The sequence below is a fragment of the Variovorax sp. GW821-FHT06D12 genome, from assembly GCF_059419205.1.
On record NZ_JBWKRI010000002.1, the window covers coordinates 481,834 to 498,580 of the forward strand.

Annotated in this window: 18 protein-coding genes; 10 read left to right on the forward strand and 8 right to left on the reverse strand. The window is 69.7% G+C overall.

Annotated elements, in window-relative coordinates; genetic code table 11:
* Positions 1-28 precede the first annotated feature (28 nt).
* The 3 genes from coxB to AC07SQ_RS08750 all read right to left on the reverse strand — a co-directional run bounded on the left by coxB (position 29) and on the right by AC07SQ_RS08750 (position 2,821).
* Positions 29-1,207 (reverse strand): cytochrome c oxidase subunit II, encoded by a 1,179-nt coding sequence (coxB, locus tag AC07SQ_RS08740; protein WP_062481354.1) that lies wholly within the window; start codon positions 1,205-1,207, stop codon positions 29-31.
* A gap of 59 nt (positions 1,208-1,266) precedes the next feature.
* Positions 1,267-1,743, reverse strand: a complete 477-nt coding sequence (locus AC07SQ_RS08745; protein ID WP_056578078.1) for a DUF2244 domain-containing protein — start codon at positions 1,741-1,743, stop codon at positions 1,267-1,269.
* 163 nt (positions 1,744-1,906) lie between these two features.
* Positions 1,907-2,821, reverse strand: coding sequence for a class I SAM-dependent methyltransferase (locus AC07SQ_RS08750; protein ID WP_062481352.1), 915 nt, complete (start codon positions 2,819-2,821; stop codon positions 1,907-1,909).
* A 22-nt stretch (positions 2,822-2,843) separates the two neighbouring features.
* Here AC07SQ_RS08750 and AC07SQ_RS08755 point away from each other — a divergent pair, with 22 nt between their 5' ends.
* The 3 genes from AC07SQ_RS08755 (at position 2,844) to AC07SQ_RS08765 (ending at position 4,463) form a co-directional block, all read left to right on the forward strand.
* On the forward strand, positions 2,844-3,560 hold the full coding sequence (locus AC07SQ_RS08755) for a ComF family protein (protein WP_492731034.1): 717 nt from the start codon (positions 2,844-2,846) through the stop codon (positions 3,558-3,560).
* 31 nt (positions 3,561-3,591) lie between these two features.
* Positions 3,592-4,053: a tRNA (uridine(34)/cytosine(34)/5-carboxymethylaminomethyluridine(34)-2'-O)-methyltransferase TrmL gene (trmL, locus tag AC07SQ_RS08760; protein ID WP_495272110.1), complete on the forward strand. Its 462-nt coding sequence runs from the start codon at positions 3,592-3,594 to the stop codon at positions 4,051-4,053.
* 116 nt (positions 4,054-4,169) lie between these two features.
* Positions 4,170-4,463 carry a DUF4148 domain-containing protein gene (locus AC07SQ_RS08765; RefSeq protein ID WP_495272109.1) on the forward strand — a complete coding sequence of 98 codons (294 nt, stop codon included), beginning with the start codon at positions 4,170-4,172 and terminating at the stop codon, positions 4,461-4,463.
* 24 nt (positions 4,464-4,487) lie between these two features.
* Here AC07SQ_RS08765 and AC07SQ_RS08770 read toward each other — a convergent pair whose 3' ends face one another.
* A complete protein-coding gene (locus AC07SQ_RS08770; protein ID WP_062479484.1) occupies positions 4,488-4,958 on the reverse strand; it encodes a MaoC family dehydratase in 471 nt (156 codons plus the stop codon).
* Positions 4,959-5,029: 71 nt separating this feature from the next.
* Complete coding sequence (locus tag AC07SQ_RS08775; RefSeq protein WP_070061962.1) at positions 5,030-5,650, reverse strand: nucleotide-binding protein; 621 nt, start codon at positions 5,648-5,650, stop codon at positions 5,030-5,032.
* A gap of 92 nt (positions 5,651-5,742) precedes the next feature.
* On the opposite strand from AC07SQ_RS08775, the gene kefF reads away from it, so the two are divergent.
* Positions 5,743-6,465, forward strand: coding sequence for a glutathione-regulated potassium-efflux system oxidoreductase KefF (kefF, locus tag AC07SQ_RS08780; protein ID WP_495272108.1), 723 nt, complete (start codon positions 5,743-5,745; stop codon positions 6,463-6,465).
* Between the two features lie 2 nt (positions 6,466-6,467).
* Positions 6,468-8,330 carry a glutathione-regulated potassium-efflux system protein KefC gene (gene kefC / locus AC07SQ_RS08785; RefSeq protein WP_307589379.1) on the forward strand — a complete coding sequence of 621 codons (1,863 nt, stop codon included), beginning with the start codon at positions 6,468-6,470 and terminating at the stop codon, positions 8,328-8,330.
* An 8-nt stretch (positions 8,331-8,338) separates the two neighbouring features.
* Here the strand turns inward: kefC and AC07SQ_RS08790 are convergent, their stop codons facing one another.
* Positions 8,339-9,289: a M14 family metallopeptidase gene (locus AC07SQ_RS08790; RefSeq protein ID WP_495272107.1), complete on the reverse strand. Its 951-nt coding sequence runs from the start codon at positions 9,287-9,289 to the stop codon at positions 8,339-8,341.
* Positions 9,290-9,305: 16 nt separating this feature from the next.
* A complete protein-coding gene (locus AC07SQ_RS08795; RefSeq protein WP_070061958.1) occupies positions 9,306-10,307 on the reverse strand; it encodes a Bug family tripartite tricarboxylate transporter substrate binding protein in 1,002 nt (333 codons plus the stop codon).
* A gap of 122 nt (positions 10,308-10,429) precedes the next feature.
* Between AC07SQ_RS08795 and AC07SQ_RS08800 the strand changes: the two genes are divergently transcribed.
* Positions 10,430-11,326: a MurR/RpiR family transcriptional regulator gene (locus tag AC07SQ_RS08800; protein WP_495272106.1), complete on the forward strand. Its 897-nt coding sequence runs from the start codon at positions 10,430-10,432 to the stop codon at positions 11,324-11,326.
* Positions 11,327-11,329: 3 nt separating this feature from the next.
* Here AC07SQ_RS08800 and AC07SQ_RS08805 read toward each other — a convergent pair whose 3' ends face one another.
* Positions 11,330-12,205 carry an amidohydrolase family protein gene (locus AC07SQ_RS08805; RefSeq protein WP_062479505.1) on the reverse strand — a complete coding sequence of 292 codons (876 nt, stop codon included), beginning with the start codon at positions 12,203-12,205 and terminating at the stop codon, positions 11,330-11,332.
* 104 nt (positions 12,206-12,309) lie between these two features.
* Between AC07SQ_RS08805 and AC07SQ_RS08810 the strand changes: the two genes are divergently transcribed.
* Genes AC07SQ_RS08810 through AC07SQ_RS08825 form a run of 4 tightly spaced genes read left to right on the forward strand, consistent with a single transcriptional unit; the run spans position 12,310 to position 16,744 of the window.
* Positions 12,310-13,083, forward strand: coding sequence for a crotonase/enoyl-CoA hydratase family protein (locus AC07SQ_RS08810; protein WP_062479508.1), 774 nt, complete (start codon positions 12,310-12,312; stop codon positions 13,081-13,083).
* The gene (locus tag AC07SQ_RS08815; protein ID WP_495272105.1) at positions 13,080-14,933 is read left to right on the forward strand and encodes a feruloyl-CoA synthase; all 1,854 of its coding nucleotides are present in this window, start codon (positions 13,080-13,082) and stop codon (positions 14,931-14,933) included. The genes AC07SQ_RS08810 and AC07SQ_RS08815 overlap by 4 nt, the downstream gene beginning before the upstream one ends.
* 19 nt (positions 14,934-14,952) lie before the next feature.
* A complete protein-coding gene (locus tag AC07SQ_RS08820) occupies positions 14,953-15,717 on the forward strand; it encodes an SDR family NAD(P)-dependent oxidoreductase (protein WP_062479514.1) in 765 nt (254 codons plus the stop codon).
* A 34-nt stretch (positions 15,718-15,751) separates the two neighbouring features.
* Positions 15,752-16,744 (forward strand): Bug family tripartite tricarboxylate transporter substrate binding protein, encoded by a 993-nt coding sequence (locus AC07SQ_RS08825; protein WP_062479517.1) that lies wholly within the window; start codon positions 15,752-15,754, stop codon positions 16,742-16,744.
* The last annotated feature ends 3 nt before the right edge of the window (positions 16,745-16,747 follow it).

A 16,747-nucleotide genomic window follows, 5' to 3' on the forward strand; every position in this document is an offset into this window, starting at 1 on the left:
AATTTCTTCTTCGCGGGGCGCCGTCGGATCACTTGCCGCGCAGGGCCAGCACTTCGGCCGGTTGCACCAGCTGGCCCGTCTTGTTCGACCAGCTGTTCTTGGTGTACGTGGCCACGGCCGCGAGGTCGGTGTCGCTCAGCTGCTTCCAGGCAGGCATGGCACCGTTGTTCTGGCCGTTGAGCAGCACCAGCAGCTGCACCTTGTGGTCGGAATCGGTCACCTTGGCTGCGCCGTCGAGCGGCTTGATCGGGCCTGCGCCCTTGCCGTTGGCCTGGTGGCAGGCCGCGCAGTTGGCGGCGTAGACCTTCTCGCCGCGTGCCAGCATGTCGGGCAGCGTCCAGACTTTGGTCGGGTCGTCGAGCTTGGCTGCGGCTTCCTTGCGCTTGGTGGCGACCCAGGCGGTGTAGTCGGCAGCCGACAGCACCTTCACGTGGATCGGCATGTAGGCGTGTTCCTTGCCGCACAGCTCCTGGCACTGGCCGTAGTAGTCGCCCACGGTCTCGGCGCGGAACCAGGTGTCGCGCACGAAGCCGGGAATGGCGTCCTGCTTGAGGCCCAGCTGCGGCACGGCGAAGGCGTGGATCACGTCGTTCGCGGTGGTGATGATGCGGACCTTCTTCTGCACCGGCACGACCATCGGGTTGTCGACCTTGAGCAGGTAGTCGTCGGGCATGGCGCCCTTGGCACCGGCGTCGGACATGGCGCGCTGCGAGCTGTCGAGCGTGGAGATGAAGGCCAGGCCCTCGCCTTCGCCGTTCAGGTAGTCGTAGCCCCACTTCCACTGGTAGCCCGTGGTCTTGATCGTGAGGTCGGCGTTCGTGGTGTCCTTCTGGGCCACGAGCACCTTGGTGGCGGGCAGCGCCATCACGATCACGATGAGGAAGGGCACGATGGTCCAGATGACCTCGACCACCACCGATTCATGGAAGTTGGCGGCCTTGTGGCCCACCGACTTGCGGTGCTTCCAGATGGAATAGAACATCACCGCGAACACGGCGACGAAGATGACCGTGCAGATGATCATCATGATCGTGTGGAGCAGATGCTGCTCCTGCGCGATCTTGGTCACGCCGACCGGAAGATTCAGCTGGCGCACCGCGGGGCCGCCGGGCAGATCGTTGACTGCGTGCGCCGCGTTGCTGAACGCCGCGCCGGCCGCCAGCAACAGATTCGCCGGCCTGTACTTATTGCGCCAAATGCTCTTCATCGTGTTCACGTTTCTTCAATTTTTCGAAAACCCAACCGTGCAGCACCGCGCGAGCCCCCTCAGGCGCCACGCAACGCCATGCGAATCTCGCGCGCCAGTGCGGCTCGCAACTCCGGGCGTACATAGCGCCCCACCCTGACCGATCGACCTTGCCCCGAGACCTCGATCAGCGAACGATCGCCGGTCTGCGGTTCGATCCGCACCTGGTGCGGAAGAAATTCCGTGCGTTCGTAGTGCCCACCGTTCTCGAGCTCCACGACGAGGCGTCCGCCCTGCAGCGCGATCCGTTCGCCATCGGTGGCATGCCGCGCGTACATCATGAACGCAAAGCCCACCGCGGCCAGTTCGAGCCAGGCGAATGGCAATACCAGCGGCGCACCGTGCAGCCAGAACACCATGCCCGTTCCCAGAGATACCACGCACAGCGAGGCGTAGAGCCAGCCCAGCTGGCTCGGCGTCACCGAGCAATTGCGTTTCAGGAACCAGTGGATGTTCTGGCCTGAGACGGTGGCAAAACGAAACACGGAATTCGACACGGGCGAGTTCAGCAAATCGGTGCGTCGATGGTGGCCAAACCCCTCGTACAAACAGGATCCGACACCCCTCGATCACGGGACAATACCCGCGAGTTTCACGCAACGGCGGATTGTAGCGGGTAGAGCGCGGGCCCCGCGCACCGAATGAGGGCTGCCGGGTCGCTCAGGCGCCAGGGCGGCCGCGCTGAAGCATCGATCGCATCTCGCGCAGCGAGACCGCACTCTCGGGCGACAGCGCGACGCGCGGCGTCGGCTTGAAGGCATGGCCGTAGATGACCTCGAAGGTCAGCGCGATGCGGCCCTCGCCTTCCGCGGCCGGTGCCAGCTCGGGCAGGGCCTGCTTGAGCGCGCGGTGCCAGGCCTTGCCGCGCAGTGCGGGGAAGCGCGCCGGATGCAGGTTGCGCCCCAGCGTGCGCAGCTCGGCCAGGGCGGCCTCGGGGGTGGCCCAGGTGAGCACGATGCGCTCCATGTCCATCACGGGCTCGGCGAAGCCGGCGTGCACGAGCATGTCGCCCCAGTCGTGCATGTCGGTGTACTCATGGCCGGCGGCGGGCCAGCCGAGCCGGGCGTGCAGGGCGCGCAGCTCGCGCACGGTGTCCGGCCCCAGGCAGGAGAACATCAGGAAGCCGTTGGTCGCGACCAGCCGGTGCCACTGCGCGATGAGCGCTTCAGGGTCGGCCGCCATGTGCAGCGACATGTTGGCCCAGAGCAGGTCGACGCCGTCTTCGGGCGTGGCGTCGAAGCGGGCCTTGCCGCCCTGCCAGCGGCGCGCGCTCCACCAGGGGGCGGTCAGTGCCTCGCCGGTCCGGTCGGCCAAGGCGGGTTCGGATTCGATGACGAAGGCTTCGGCGTCGCGGTAGCGGCGGGCCAGCAGCGCGTGGGCCTCGAGGCCGCCGCGCAGCGGCGACCAGTCGGCCCAGGTGCGGGGCTGGGCCTTGATCCATTGCAGCCGGTCTTCCATCCGGCGGCCGATTTCCTCGTGCAGCCAGGGCGAGCCCTCGGCGGGCGCGAGCCGGCGCCAGCGGTCGGCCGCCGTGGGATCGATGGTCGGCGGTCTTCTTGCGGGGTCGGTGGCCATGGGGCCGTGAGTATATTGAGGCATGCACAACCGCCGGGCCCTGAGGCCTTTCACCTCGCTGCTCGCGCGGCTGCCCAGCCAGTGCGAGGTCTGCCGCGCCTGGCCCGCGCAGCGCGTGTGCGACGCCTGCGTGGCCCGCTTCGCGCCGCCGACCCCGCGCTGCGGGGGCTGCGCGCTGCCGATGCCCGAGGGCGTGGCGCGCTGCGGCGAGTGCATCAAGCACCCGCCGCCGCTCGACGCCTGCCTCGCCGCCTGCACCTACGCATGGCCGTGGCCCGACTGCATCGCCCAGTTCAAGTTTCGCGGCGAGGCGGGCTGGGCCGGCCCGCTGGCCACCCTGCTGCGCAGCGCGCCGTGGGTGGAGCCGGCGCTGGAACAGTGCGACCTCGTGCTGCCGATGCCGCTGGCGCCCGGCCGGCTGGCCGAGCGCGGCTTCAACCAGGCGCATGAACTTGCCCGCCGGCTGGCACCGGCCAAGACCGATGCGACCCTTCTGCTGCGCACGCGCGACACGCCCGCGCAGAGCGGCCTGCCGCGCGCCGACCGGCTGCGCAACCTGCGCGGCGCCTTCGCCGTGGAACCGCTGCGCGCCGACGGCCTGCGGGGGCGGCGCGTGGTGCTGGTGGACGACGTGATGACCAGCGGCGCGTCGCTGTTCGCCGCGGCCGCCACCTTGCGCCTGGCAGGCGCGGCGCACATCACCGGCGTGGTGCTGGCGCGGACCGACCCGCCGCGCTGAGCCTGCCGGCGGCGCCCGCGACAATCGGTGCATGTTCCATATCGTCCTGGTCCACCCCGAAATTCCGCCGAACACCGGCAACGTGATCCGGCTCGCGGCCAACACCGGCTGCACGCTGCACCTGGTCGAGCCGCTCGGCTTTTCGATGGACGACCGCCTGCTGCGCCGCGCCGGGCTCGATTACCACGAGTACGCCGAGGTCAAGCGCCACGCCGACTGGGCCGCGCTGCTGGCCACGCAGCAACCGCCGGCCGAGCGCATGTTCGCGCTGACCACGCGCGGCACCCGCGCGGTGCACGACGTGCGCTTCCAGCCCGGCGACTGGCTGGTGTTCGGCTCGGAAACCGCCGGCCTGCCGCCGCCGATCCGCGACAGCTTTGCCGAGCCGCAGCGCCTGCGGCTGCCGATGCGCGCCGGCCAGCGCAGCCTGAATTTGTCGAACGCGGTGGCGGTCACGGTGTTCGAAGCCTGGCGACAAAACGGTTTCGCCTGACGGCCCTTCACACGGCAGGGGCACATCCGATCGGCGCTGCGCAGCGTATGGGAAGGCATGCCGGTGATTCGCACCGGCATCCGTCCCCTCAACGCTGATTGCCAAGGAGTCTCGCCATGCACACCACCACCCTGCACCTCATCACGATCACCGCCCTCGCCTGCGCCGGCGGCGCCCATGCCTTCCAGGGCGAGCAGAACCCGCTGCCGCCCGCGCCCTTCCAGTCGTCGCTGACGCGCGCCCAGGTCCAGCAGCAAGCCCTGCAGCCGCTGCAGATCAGCAACGGCGGCACCGGCGTGGCCCGCCCGACCGCAGGCAACGTCGACCGTGCGGCGGTGCGCGCGAGCGCCGTCGGCATCACCCGACAAGGCGCCGCCACCTACGGCGAAGTCACCGACCGCCGGATGTAAAGAGAAGAAGAAAAGAAAAACCGCTCAGGGAAAACGGCGCACCACCGACTCGGCGACGCACGCCGGCTTGGCGGCGCCTTCGAGTTCGATGGTGGTTTCCCAGGTCATCTGCAGGCCGTTGTTGGGAATCGGCTCGGCGCTCAGCAGCTTCATGCGGGCGCGCAGGCGCTGGCCCACCGGCACCGGCGACATGAAGCGCACGCGGTTCAGGCCGTAGTTCACGCCCATGCGCGACTCGACCACGTCGATCGCCGTCTCGAAGAACTTCGGCAGCAGCGACAAGGTGAGAAACCCGTGCGCGATCGGCGCGCCGAAGGGGCCGGACTTGGCCCGCTCCACATCGACGTGGATCCACTGGTGGTCGCCCGTCGCCTCGGCGAACTGGTTGACCTGCTGCTGCGTCACGGAAATCCAGTCGCTCACGGCGACTTCCTGGCCGACGCAGGCGGCGAGATCCTGAAGGGTCTGGAATGTCTTTTTGGTCATGCGGGGCATTCTGGTGCCAAGGGCACAGGGGTGGCTGTCGGACTTGCGACAACCGGGAATCGGGGAAATCCGGGGTCAGTTCAGGCGTCGAGCCATTCGCAGATCGGCGCCCACTGGTCGAGGTCGCGCTGCACGCGCCCCGGCGCAATGTCGAACAGCGTGAGGCCGCGCGCGGCCAGCTGCACGTAGTTCTGGGTGTCGCGCAGCTCGCCCAGCACGGGCACGCCGAGCCCGGCGATGAACTCGTGCAGCCGGTCGGCCGCCAGCGTGCGGGCGTTCACGCGCATGCCGACCAGGCCGATGCGGGTCTTCTCGGCGCGGCGGCTTTCCAGCAGGCGGTCGAGGAAATCGCGCGTGGCGTAGATGTCGAAGATGCTCGGCTGCAGCGGCACGATCACGCGGTCGGCCAGCGCCAGCACCTCCTTGAAGCGCCAGCCGTGCAGGCCGGCGGGCGTGTCGAGCACCGCGTGGGTGGTGCCGCGCGGCGGGCGCACCACGGTGCTGTCGCCGGTGGCCTCCCAGGTGGCGATGGGGCGGGCCTGCGGTGGGCGCAGGCCGAGCCACAGCCGCGAGGACTGCTGGCGGTCCACGTCGCCGAGCATCACGGCATGGCCGCGGCTCGCGAAATAGCCCGCGATGTTCGTTGCAATCGTCGACTTGCCCACGCCCCCCTTGGGATTGGCGACCAGAACCACCGGCATGAGGATCTCCTCCAGAACGAGAACAGGGCTGGATGGTAGTCGCCCCGGGTGGCGCGTCGGCGACGGCGGGCCGTCTGCGTTATGTTCGCCACATGACGACAACAACATCCGCGGAGAACCCCGCCAGCATCTATGTGCTGGCGGCCCACCCCCACTGGCGCGACTCGCGCGTGAACCGCCGGCTGTTCGCCGCGGCGCAGCGCGTGCCGGGCGCCGACGTGAACGACCTGTACGGCAGCTACCCCGATTTCGCCATCGACGTGGAGGTCGAACGCGAGCGGCTGGCCCGCGCGGACCTGGTGGTGCTGCTGCACCCGATCCAGTGGTACTCGATGCCGCCCCTGCAAAAGCTCTGGGTCGACGACGTGCTGGGCTACGGCTGGGCCTACGGCCCCGGCGGCACCGCGCTGCAGGGCAAGGACTGCTGGCTGGTCGCCACCACCGGCGGCCCCGAGCCGAGCTACCACCCGCAAAGCTACAACCGCTACTTCTTCGACGCCTTCCTGCCGCCCTACGAGCAGACCGCCGCGCTGTGCGGCATGCGCTTCTTGCCGCCGCTGCTGCTGCACGGCGCGCGCCGCGCCAGCGAGGCCGAGGTGGCCGCGCACGTCGAGGTGTTCGTGCAGCGCCTGGAAAGCTACCCGGTGTGGCCCGAGATGGACGAGCTCGACGCCTGCATCGCCTGCCCGGTGCCCGAGACCGACCGCCCCGCCGAATCCGACGACGTGGGCCAGGTGATGGCCGGCGCGTTCCACAGCGCGATGACGCACGGCCTGGCCGTCGCCAACGGCAGCAGCACCCACAAGGCGGCCTGAGCATGGAGCACGCACCCGCCTGGCTGACCAGCAGCCTGATCTACCTGAGCGCCGCCGTGCTGGTGGTGCCGCTGTCCAAGGCCCTGGGCCTGGGTTCGATCATCGGCTACCTCGTGGCCGGCATCGCCATCGGCCCCTGGGGCCTGGGCCTCGTGTCCAGCGTCGAAGACGTGCTGCATTTCGCCGAGTTCGGCGTGGTGCTGATGCTGTTTCTGGTCGGTCTCGAACTCGAGCCCAAGCGCTTGTGGAGCCTGCGCCGCCCGATCTTCGGCTGGGGGTCGGCGCAGGTGCTCAGTTGCGCAGCGGTGCTGTTCGCCGTCGGCTGGGCCGTGGGCGCGCCGTGGCGCGTGGCGCTGGTGGCGGCGCTCGGGCTGGCGCTGTCGTCCACCGCGATCGCGCTGCAGGTGTTCGGCGAACGCAACCTGCTGAAGACGCCCAGCGGCCAGGCCGGCTTCTCGATCCTGCTGTTCCAGGACGTGGCGGCGATCCCGATCCTCGCGCTGCTGCCGCTGCTGGCCGGCGCCACCGCGGCCGAGCAGGCCGTGAGCGGGCTGGACCGCGCGCTCGAGGCGCTGAAGATCGTCGGCGTGATCGCCGGCATCATCCTCGGCGGCCGGCTGCTGCTGCGCCCGATCCTGCGCTGGATCGCGCGCAGCGACACGCCCGAGATCTTCACCGCCGCCGCGCTGCTGCTGGTGGTGGCCATCGCGGCGCTGATGCAGTTCGTCGGCCTGTCGATGGCGCTGGGCGCCTTCCTTGCCGGCGTGCTGCTGGCCGAAAGCGAATACCGGCGCGAGCTCGAGACCGACATCGAGCCCTTCAAGGGCCTGCTGCTCGGGCTGTTCTTCATCGCGGTGGGCATGTCGATCAACTTCGGCGTGCTGCTGGCCAACCCGGGGGTCATGGCGCTGCTGGTCGTGAGCTTCCTGGTCATCAAGCTGGTGGTGATCTACGCGCTGGCCAAGGCCATGGGCCTGGCCTACCAGGAGCGGCCGGTGTTCACGCTGCTGCTGGCGCAGGGCGGCGAGTTCGCCTTCGTGGTGTTCCAGGCCGCCGGGCCCGACGTGCTGCCGCCGCAGACCACCTCGCTGCTGATCGGCGCGGTGGCGCTGTCGATGCTGCTGTCGCCGCTCTTGCTGGTGTTGCTCGACAAGTTCGTGCTGCCGCGCTACAGCCACGCGGGCGGGCCGCAGCTGGAGGAAATCTCGGAGCAGCAGGACGCCAAGGTGCTGATCTGCGGCTTCGGCCGCTACGGCCAGATCGTCGGTCGCCTGCTGATGTCGCAGGGCCTGCGCGTGACGGTGCTCGACCACGACGCCGACACCGTCGAAGGCCTGCGCCAGTTCGGCTTCCGGGTGTTCTACGGCGACGCCACGCGGCTGGACCTGCTGCGCACCGCGGGCGCCGGCACGGCGCGTGCCATCGTGGTGGCGGTGGACGACATCGAGCAGTCGCTGGACATCGTCGACCTGGTGCGCGAGAACTTCCCGCAGGCGCGCATCATTGCGCGCGCGCGCAACGTGACCCACCTGTTCCAGCTGCGCGACCGCGGTGTGCAGGACATCGAGCGCGAGGTGTTCGAGTCGTCGCTGCGCAGCGCGCGCTCGGCGCTGGAGGCGCTGGGCTGGCCGGCGGCCGAGGCCCGCGAGGCCTCGATGCGTTTCCGCCAGCGAAACCTCAAGCTCAGCGACGAGATCTACCCGCACTACAAGGACCGCGCCAAGCTGATCGCCGCCAACAAGGCGGGCCGCCAGCAGTTCGAGGAGCAGATGGCGCGCGAGCGCGAGGAGCGCAAGCTGCGCTCGGGCCAGGACTGGGACCGGCTCGGCGAAGACGAGCCAGCAGGCGACGCGAAGGCGCCCTGAAGCCCGGGTCAGGCCGGCACGGTCAGGTACACGCCCTCGCGGCCGATCACCGGCGCGCGGGTCGGCATGAAGATCGTGCAGCCGTCGCAGGGCGAGCGGATCTCGCGCCCGGCCTGCACCGCGATCAGCGCGCCCCGGTCGAAGGTCTCGAAACCGAGCACGGGCCGCACGAAGGCAAAGTCGTCCGACGTGACCATGTGGACCTCGAGCAGCCGGAAGCGGCGCGCGGCCACCGGCACGCGCGGCACCGGGTCGACGAGCCCGAGGTGCGCCAAAAAGCGCAGCGACACGTCGGTGGCCAGGTCGGCCGCCGACTGCGCGAAATGCTGGCCGCACTCGACCACCACCGCGCCGCCGTCGATGCCCGGCTCGCCGTGCCGGCCGTAGGCCGTGACGCCCGTGCCGGGCGCGGCGCCCACGGGCATCACGAGGTGCACCGCCGGGCCGCCGACGGCCTGCGCCAACCCTGCATTGCGTTCGAACTCCGGGTAGACCCAGAAGGGCTGCACGGGCGCGCGCGTGGAGTGGATGTCCAGCACGTAGTCGGCCACGTCGAGCACGGGCCGCAGCTCGCGCGCGCGGCGCAGCTCGGGGCTGTCCCCGGTGCCGTCGAGCAGCTCGGGCGACCAGATGCGGTTCAGGTTGTGCACCAGCTGGCGGTTCTCGTAGGGCCGGTCGATGTCGAAGGCCTCGTAGGCCTCGACGTTCGCGAAGCTCACGGTGAGCGTGCCGATCTTCGGGCGCACGCCGGTGTCGAGCAGGTGCGTGGCCGCGACCATGCCGCAGATCTCGTTGCCGTGCGTGAGCGCGTTGACGAGCACGTGCGGGCCCGGCTTGCCGGACGCGAAGCGGTGCACGTAGTCGATGCCGGTGTTGCCCTGGCGGTAGGCCGAGAGGTCGCGCGGCAGCACCTCCAGCGGTGCGGTGTCGGGTGCGAAGGCCTGCAGTGTCTGCGTCATGGAACCGGCCGCCCGCTCACTCGCCGCGGATGCCGGCGCGCTTGACCATCTCGCCGTACAGCGCGAGCCGCTCCGACATCATGGCCGTGAACTGCGCGGGCGATTGCGCCTCGGGCGCGAGCGAGCCGCGCGCCAGCAGCGCCTCGACCATCGTCGGCTGCTCGGCCACCGTGCGCACCGCCTTGTGCAGCGCGGCGATGACCTCGGGCGGCGTCTTCGCGGGCGCGGCCAGGCCGATCCACGAGGTGGTGTTCAGCACCGGATAGCCCAGTTCGGTGAAGGTCGGCACGTCGGGCAGCGCCGCGACGCGCGTGGGCGAAGCCACGGCCAGCGCACGCAGCTTGCCGGCCTGGATGTGCGGCAAAAAGGGCGCGAGGTTGTCCAGGCCGAACTGCACTTCGTTCGAGATCAGCGCGGTCACCAGCGGGCCGCCGCCGCGGTAGGGCACGTGCGTGGCATTGAGCTGCAGCTGCGACTTCATCAGCTCCACGTTGAGCTGGCCCATGCTGCCCGGCCCGGCGCTGCAGAAGTTGAGCTCGCCCGGGCGCGACTTCACCAGCGCCACGAACTCCTTGAAGGTCTTGGCGGGCACGGCCGGGTTCACCAGCAGCACGTTGATGGAGCGCGCGAGCTGGCTGATGGACAGGAAATCCTTGATCGGGTCGTAGCCCGGGTTGGCCTGCGTCAGCGGATTGGCCAGGTGCGAGCTCTGCGACGACACCACGAGCGTGTAGCCGTCGGGCTTGGCGCGTGCCACCTGGGCGCTGGCGATGGAGCCGCCGGCGCCGGCACGGTTGTCGATGACCACCGGCGTGCCCAGCGCCTTCGACAGCGGTTCGGCGTACAGCCGCGCGATCAGGTCGACCGAGCCGCCGGCCGGGAACGGCACCACCAGCGTCACCGGACGGGCCGGAAAGGCCTGGGCGCGCGCGGACAGGGGCAGCAGCGCCGCCGTCAGGCCGGCGCCGAGGATCTCGCGCCGGCGCAGGGCGGGCACGGCGGGGGTGGTGGAACGCATGGCAAGGTCTTTCTGCAGAAGAAGCGGGCAATCGGGCGGACAGGTCCGGCCGAAATCGTGCATTCATTTTTGCAAGGAGGCCTAATTTTTGCAATACTCATTGCAAACATGAGGTTTCTCCGATGCCGCACGCAGACACCCCCGCCGCCCCCAGCCTGAACCAGCGCATCTCGGGCTACGGCAAGAAGCTCACGAAAAGCGAGCGACGCCTGATCGAGGAGCTGCAGGCGCACCACCCGCAGGGGCTGCTCGAATCTGCAACGAGCCTTGCAAGAAAGGTGGGCACCAGCGCCTCGACCGTGGTGCGGCTGCTCGCCAAGCTCGGCTACGAGAGCTACGCCCAGGCGCAGATGGAGGCGCGCGCCGAAGTCACCGCCCTGCTCGCCTCGCCCGCCACGCGCGCCGACGCGGTCATCGGCGACGACACCTCCGTGCGCAGCTGCCTGGACAACGCGCTGCTGCACGACCAGCACAACCTGGCCGCCACCTTCGCGGCGCTCGACGTGGGCGCGTTCGAGGCGGCGGTGAAGCTGCTCACGCAGCGCAAGGTGCGCGTGCACGTGCTCGGCCAGCGCAACGGCCTGCCGCTGGCCAGCCACCTCGCGCTGAACCTGAACCTGTGCCTGCCCGACGTGCGGCTGCTGGGTGGCTCGGGCGCGCTGCCGCTGGAAGACCAGCTGCTGCGCATCGACGGCAACGACCTGCTGCTCACGCTCACCTTCCGCCGCCACTCGCTCGCGATCGCGCGCACGGCGGCGTACTTCCGCGAGAAGGGCGCGAAGGTCGTCATGGTCACCGACAGCCCCACCGCGCCCGCGGCAGCCTCGGCCGATCACCTGCTGCTGGTGCGCACCTCCAGCGCCTCGCCCTTCGATTCGTACACGGCGGCGCTGTCGGTCTGCAATGCCTTGATCACCGCGGTGGCGCAGCGCCGCAAGAAGGAGCTGGCCGCCGTGTTCGAACGCGGTGCGGCGCTGTGGGAGCCGCACTGGAACGAGGCGGCGCCGCGCGCCGCCTGAACCTCAGGCCGCCGGGGTGCCGAGCCCCAGCAGGCGCACCGCGTTGTCCTTGAGGATGCCGGGCATCACCTCGGGCTTGAAGCCGGCGGCCTCGAAGTCCTTCATCCAGCGGTCGGGCGTGATCAGCGGGTAGTCGCTGCCAAATAGCACGCGGTCCTTGAGCAGCGTGTTGGCGTACTGCACCAGCTGCTTCGGAAAGTATTTGGGGCTCCAGCCCGACAGGTCGATCCACACGTTGGGCTTGTGCGTGGCCACGCTGAGCGCCTCGTCCTGCCAGGGGAAGCTGGGGTGGGCCATGACGATCTGCATGTCGGGGAAGTCGATGGCCACGTCGTCCAGGTGCATCGGGTTGCTGTACTCCAGCCGCAGGCCGCCGCCGCAGCGCATGCCCGAGCCGATGCCGCTGTGGCCGGTGTGGAAGATGGCCGGCAGCTTGTACTCGGCGATCACCTCGTAGATCGGCCAGGCCATGCGGTCGTAGGGGTGGTAGCCCTGCACGGTCGGGTGGAACTTGAAGCCCTTCACGCCGTGTTCCTCGATGAGCCGGCGCGCCTCGCGCGCGCCCATCTTTCCCTTGTGCGGATCGACGCTGCCGAAGGCAATCATGATGTCGCTGTTCTGCTGCGCCGCCTCGGCGATCTCCTCGTTCGGGATGCGCCGGCGGCCCATGTTCGACTCGGCGTCGACCATGAACATCACCAGCCCGATCTTCCTTTCACGGTAGTACGCCACGCTCTCGGCGATGGTGGGGCGGCGGTTCGAGCCGAAGAACTTGTCGGCCGCGCGGTCGTATTCCTCGCCGTAGTTGTCGAAAGGGTTCCAGCAGCTCACTTCGGCGTGGGTGTGGATGTCGATCGCGATCAGGTTCCGTGGGTCCATGTCGTTGTCTCCGGTTCGGGTAAGTCCCTAGGTTTCGGGAGGCTCCAATGCCTTGAATTGATTATTTCTCATAACCATAATCCAACGCAACCCCGCACACCATCATGACCAATCCAGACCTCCACCTCGACATCCGCGACGACGTCGCCATCGTTCGTCTCACGCGCGGCGCCAAGCGCAACGCGCTGTCCGACGGCCTGATCCTCGCGCTGCGCGACACCTTCGAGACCCTGCCCGCCACCGTGCGCGCGGCCGTGCTCGACGGCGAGGGCCCGCATTTCTGCGCCGGCCTGGACCTGAGCGAGCTCAAGGAGCGCGACGCCGGCCAGGGCATGCAGCACTCGCGCCTGTGGCACAGCGCACTCGACCTGATCCAGCACGGCCCGGTGCCGGTGGTGGCGGCGCTGCACGGCGCGGTGGTCGGCGGCGGGCTCGAGCTGGCCAGCGCCTGCCACATCCGCGTGGCCGACCGCTCCACCTTCTACGCACTGCCCGAAGGCTCGCGCGGCATCTTCGTGGGCGGCGGCGGCTCGGTGCGCATCCCCAAGCTGATCGGCGTGGCCCGCATGACCGACATGATGATGACCGGCCGCGTCTACAACGCCGAAGACGGCGAGCGCGCCAACTTCGCGCAGTACCTGGTCGACGAAGGCACCGCCTTCGACAAGGCCCTGGAGCTCGCCAAGCGCATCGCCACCAACGCGCCGCTCACCAACTACGCGCTGATGCACGCGCTGCCGCGCATCTCCGAGCAATCGGCCGACCACGGCTTCTTCACCGAGGCACTGATGTCGGGCATCGTCCAGGCCGCGCCCGAAGCCAAGGCACGCGTGCGCGACTTCCTCGAAGGCCGTGGCGCCAAGGTGAGCAAGGGATGACCGCCGTCCGCTACCGCCCGCTGGCCTTCGGCGTGACGCGCGCGGTGCTGCGCGACGGCGCGCCGGGCACGCGCTACCTCACGGCCGAGACACCGCTGCGGGCCTACCGCGAGCGCATGACCGACCGGCTCGCGCACTGGGCGCGGGTGGCGCCCGATCGCACCTTCATCGCACGCCGCGAGCGCCTGCCCGACGGCCGCACCGGCGACTGGCTGCGCGTGAGCTATGCGCAGGCGCTGGAAGAAGCGCGCGGTATCGGACAGGCCCTGCTCGATCGCGGCCTGAACGCCGAGCGCCCGGTCGTGATCCTGAGCGAGAACGGCATCGAACACGCGCTGCTCGCGCTGGGCTGCCTCTACGCGGGCGTGCCCTACTGCCCCGTGTCGCCGCCCTATGCGATCGTGAGCCAGGACTACGACAAGCTGCGCCACGTCATCGACACGCTCACGCCCGGCCTGGTGTTCGCGGCCGACGCCGCGCGCTTCGCCAAGGCCATCGCTGCCACCGTGCCCGCCGGCACCGAGGTCGTGCTCGCCGAAGGCACGCTCGAAGGCCGCGCCACCACGCGCTTCGACGTGCTCGCAGCCACGCCGGCCACGCCCGCCATCGACGCGGCGATGCAGGCCACCGGCCCCGACACCATCACCAAGTTTCTTTTCACCTCGGGCTCGACCAAGATGCCCAAGGCGGTGATCAACACGCACCGCATGTGGTGCGCCAACCAGCAGCAGCTGCGCCAGTCGATTCCCGCCCTGGGCGACGAGCCGCCCGTGCTGGTCGACTGGCTGCCCTGGAACCACACCTTCGGCGGCAACCACAACGTGGGCATCGTGCTGGACAACGGCGGCACGCTGTTCATCGACGACGGCAAGCCCACGCCCGCCGGCATGGCCGAGACGCTGCGCAACCTGCGCGAGATCGCGCCCACCATCTACTTCAACGTGCCCACCGGCTTCGAGGCGATTGCCAACGCGATGGAAACCGACGCGGTGCTGCGCCGCAACCTGCTGTCGCGCGTGAAGATGTTCTTCTACTCGGGCGCCGCGCTCGCGCAGCCCGTGTGGGACAGCCTGCACCGCACGCAGGAGTCGGAAGTCGGCGAGCGCATCGTGATGGGCACCGGCCTGGGCATGACCGAGTCGGGCCCCTTCGCGCTGTACGTGACCGGCCCCGATGTGAAGTCGGGCGACGTGGGCCTGCCGGCCGCCGGCATCGAGCTCAAGCTGATCGAGGTCGACGGCAAGACCGAGGTGCGCTACCGCGGCCCCAACATCACGCCCGGCTACTGGCGCGCGCCCGAGGCCACGGCCGAGGCCTTCGACGACGAAGGCTTCTTCTCCACCGGCGACGCGGTGAAGTGGATCGACGACCGCGACATCCACCGCGGCCTGCGCTTCGACGGCCGCATCGCCGAAGACTTCAAGCTCGCCACCGGCACCTTCGTGAGCGTGGGCCCGCTGCGCGCAAAGATCATCGCGGCCGGCTCGCCCTATGTGCAGGACGCGGTGCTCACGGGCATCAACCTGAAGGAAGTCGGCGCGCTGATCTTCCCGACGCACAAGGTGCGCCAGCTGGCCGACCTGCCCGCCGACGCCCCGCTGCAGCAGGTGCTCGAAAGCGCGCCCGTGCAGGCGCACTTCCAGCAGGTGGTGGACACGCTCGCGGCCGGCGCCACCGGCAGCGCCAACCGCATCGCGCGGCTGCACCTGATGGCCGAGCCGCCCTCGATCGACAAGGGCGAAGTGACCGACAAGGGCTCCATCAACCAGCGCGCCGTGCTCAAGCACCGCGCCGCGCTGGCCGATGCGCTGCACGCCGACACGCTGCCTTTCACGCTCAAGCCCCGCTAACCCATTCAGGAGACAACCCATGAAGATCGAAGGACAAGCCGCACTCGTCACCGGCGGCGCCTCGGGCCTCGGCGAGGCCACCGCGCGCGAACTCGCGCGCCTGGGCGCCAAGGTCGCGGTGCTCGACCGCAACGCAGCCCTCGCCGAAAAAGTGGCCGCAGAAATCGGCGGCGTCGCCTGCGTCTGCGACATCACCGACACCGACAGCGTGAACGCCGCGCTCGACAAGGCGCAGGCCGCACACGGCCCCGCGCGCATCCTGATGAACGTGGCCGGCATCGGCAGCGCCAAGCGCATCGTCGGCAAGGACGGCAACCCGGCACCGCTCGAAGACTTCGTGCGCGTGGTCAACATCAACCTGATCGGCGGCTACAACATGGCGCGCCTCTTCGCCGCGCGCTGCGCGAAGCTCGACGCGCTCGACAACGGCGAGAAGGGCGTGATGCTCTTCACCGCTTCGGTCGCAGCCTTCGACGGCCAGGTGGGCCAGCAGGCCTACAGCGCGTCGAAGGGCGGCCTCGTCGGCATGACCCTGCCGATGGCGCGCGACCTCGCGCAGCACGCCATCCGCGTGTGCACCGTGGCGCCCGGCCTCTTCGCCACGCCGCTGCTGCTGGAACTGCCCGAGCCGGTGCAGCACTCGCTGGCCGCGTCGATCCCGTTCCCGCCGCGCCTGGGCAAGCCGTCGGAGTTTGCCGAGCTGGCTTGCCACATCGTCACCAACGGCCACTTGAACGGCGAAGTGATTCGCCTCGACGGCGCCTTGCGCATGGCGCCGCGCTGATTCCCGCCCCCGCAGACAACCAGGAGACAAGACCATGACCACCCGACGCCAATTCACGGCGGCGCTCGGCGGCACCGCCGCGCTCGCCGCATTGCATCCCCTTGCCGCACTCGCCCAGGCGGTGCAGCAGCAGGTGAAGATCTACTACGGCTTTCCCGCCGGCAGCGCGGGCGACAGCGTGGCGCGCCGCGTGGCCGACAAGCTGGGCAACACGCCCTTCACCGCCACCAACCCGGTGGTCGAGAACAAGCCCGGCGCGGGCGGGCGCATCGCGCTCGACACGCTCAAGACCTCGCCGGCCGACGGTTCGGTGCTGTGCCTCGCGCAGGCCTCGGCGCTGTCGATCTACCCGCACATCTACACCAAGCTGAGCTACGCCATCCCCGACTTCGCGCCCATCTCCATCGGCGCCGTGATGACGCACGGCCTGGCCGTCGGGCCGATGGTGCCGGCCAGCGTGAAGACGCTGAAGGACTACATCGCCTGGGCCAAGGCCAACCCCGGCCAGGCCAGCTACGGCTCGCCGGGCGCGGGCTCCACGCCGCACTTTTTGGGCGCGCTGCTGGGCCTGAGCACCGGCACCGACCTGCGCCACGTGCCGTATCGCGGCTCGCTGCCCGGCATCAACGACGTGGTGGGCGGCCAGATCGCCTCGTGCCTGACGCCCGCCGGCGACTGCCTGCCCTTCGCCAAGGCCGGCAAGCTGCGCGTGCTCGCCACCTCGGGCGCACAGCGCCCGGCCTACCTGCCCGACGTGCCCACCTTCACCGAGCAGGGCTTTCCCGAGATCGTGGCCGACGAGTGGTTCGGTTTCTTCGCACCGGCCAAGACGCCGGCCGCGACCATCGCCGTCGCGAGCACCGCGATCCAGGCCGCGCTGAAGGACAAGGCCGTGGCCGACGGCCTGCTGTCGGTGGGCCTGATCGCGCACGGCTCCTCGCCCGAGGAGATGAAGAAGTCGCTGCAGTCCGAGTACGAACGCTGGGGCCCGCTGGTCAAGAAGATCGGCTTCACCGCCGAGTCCTGAACC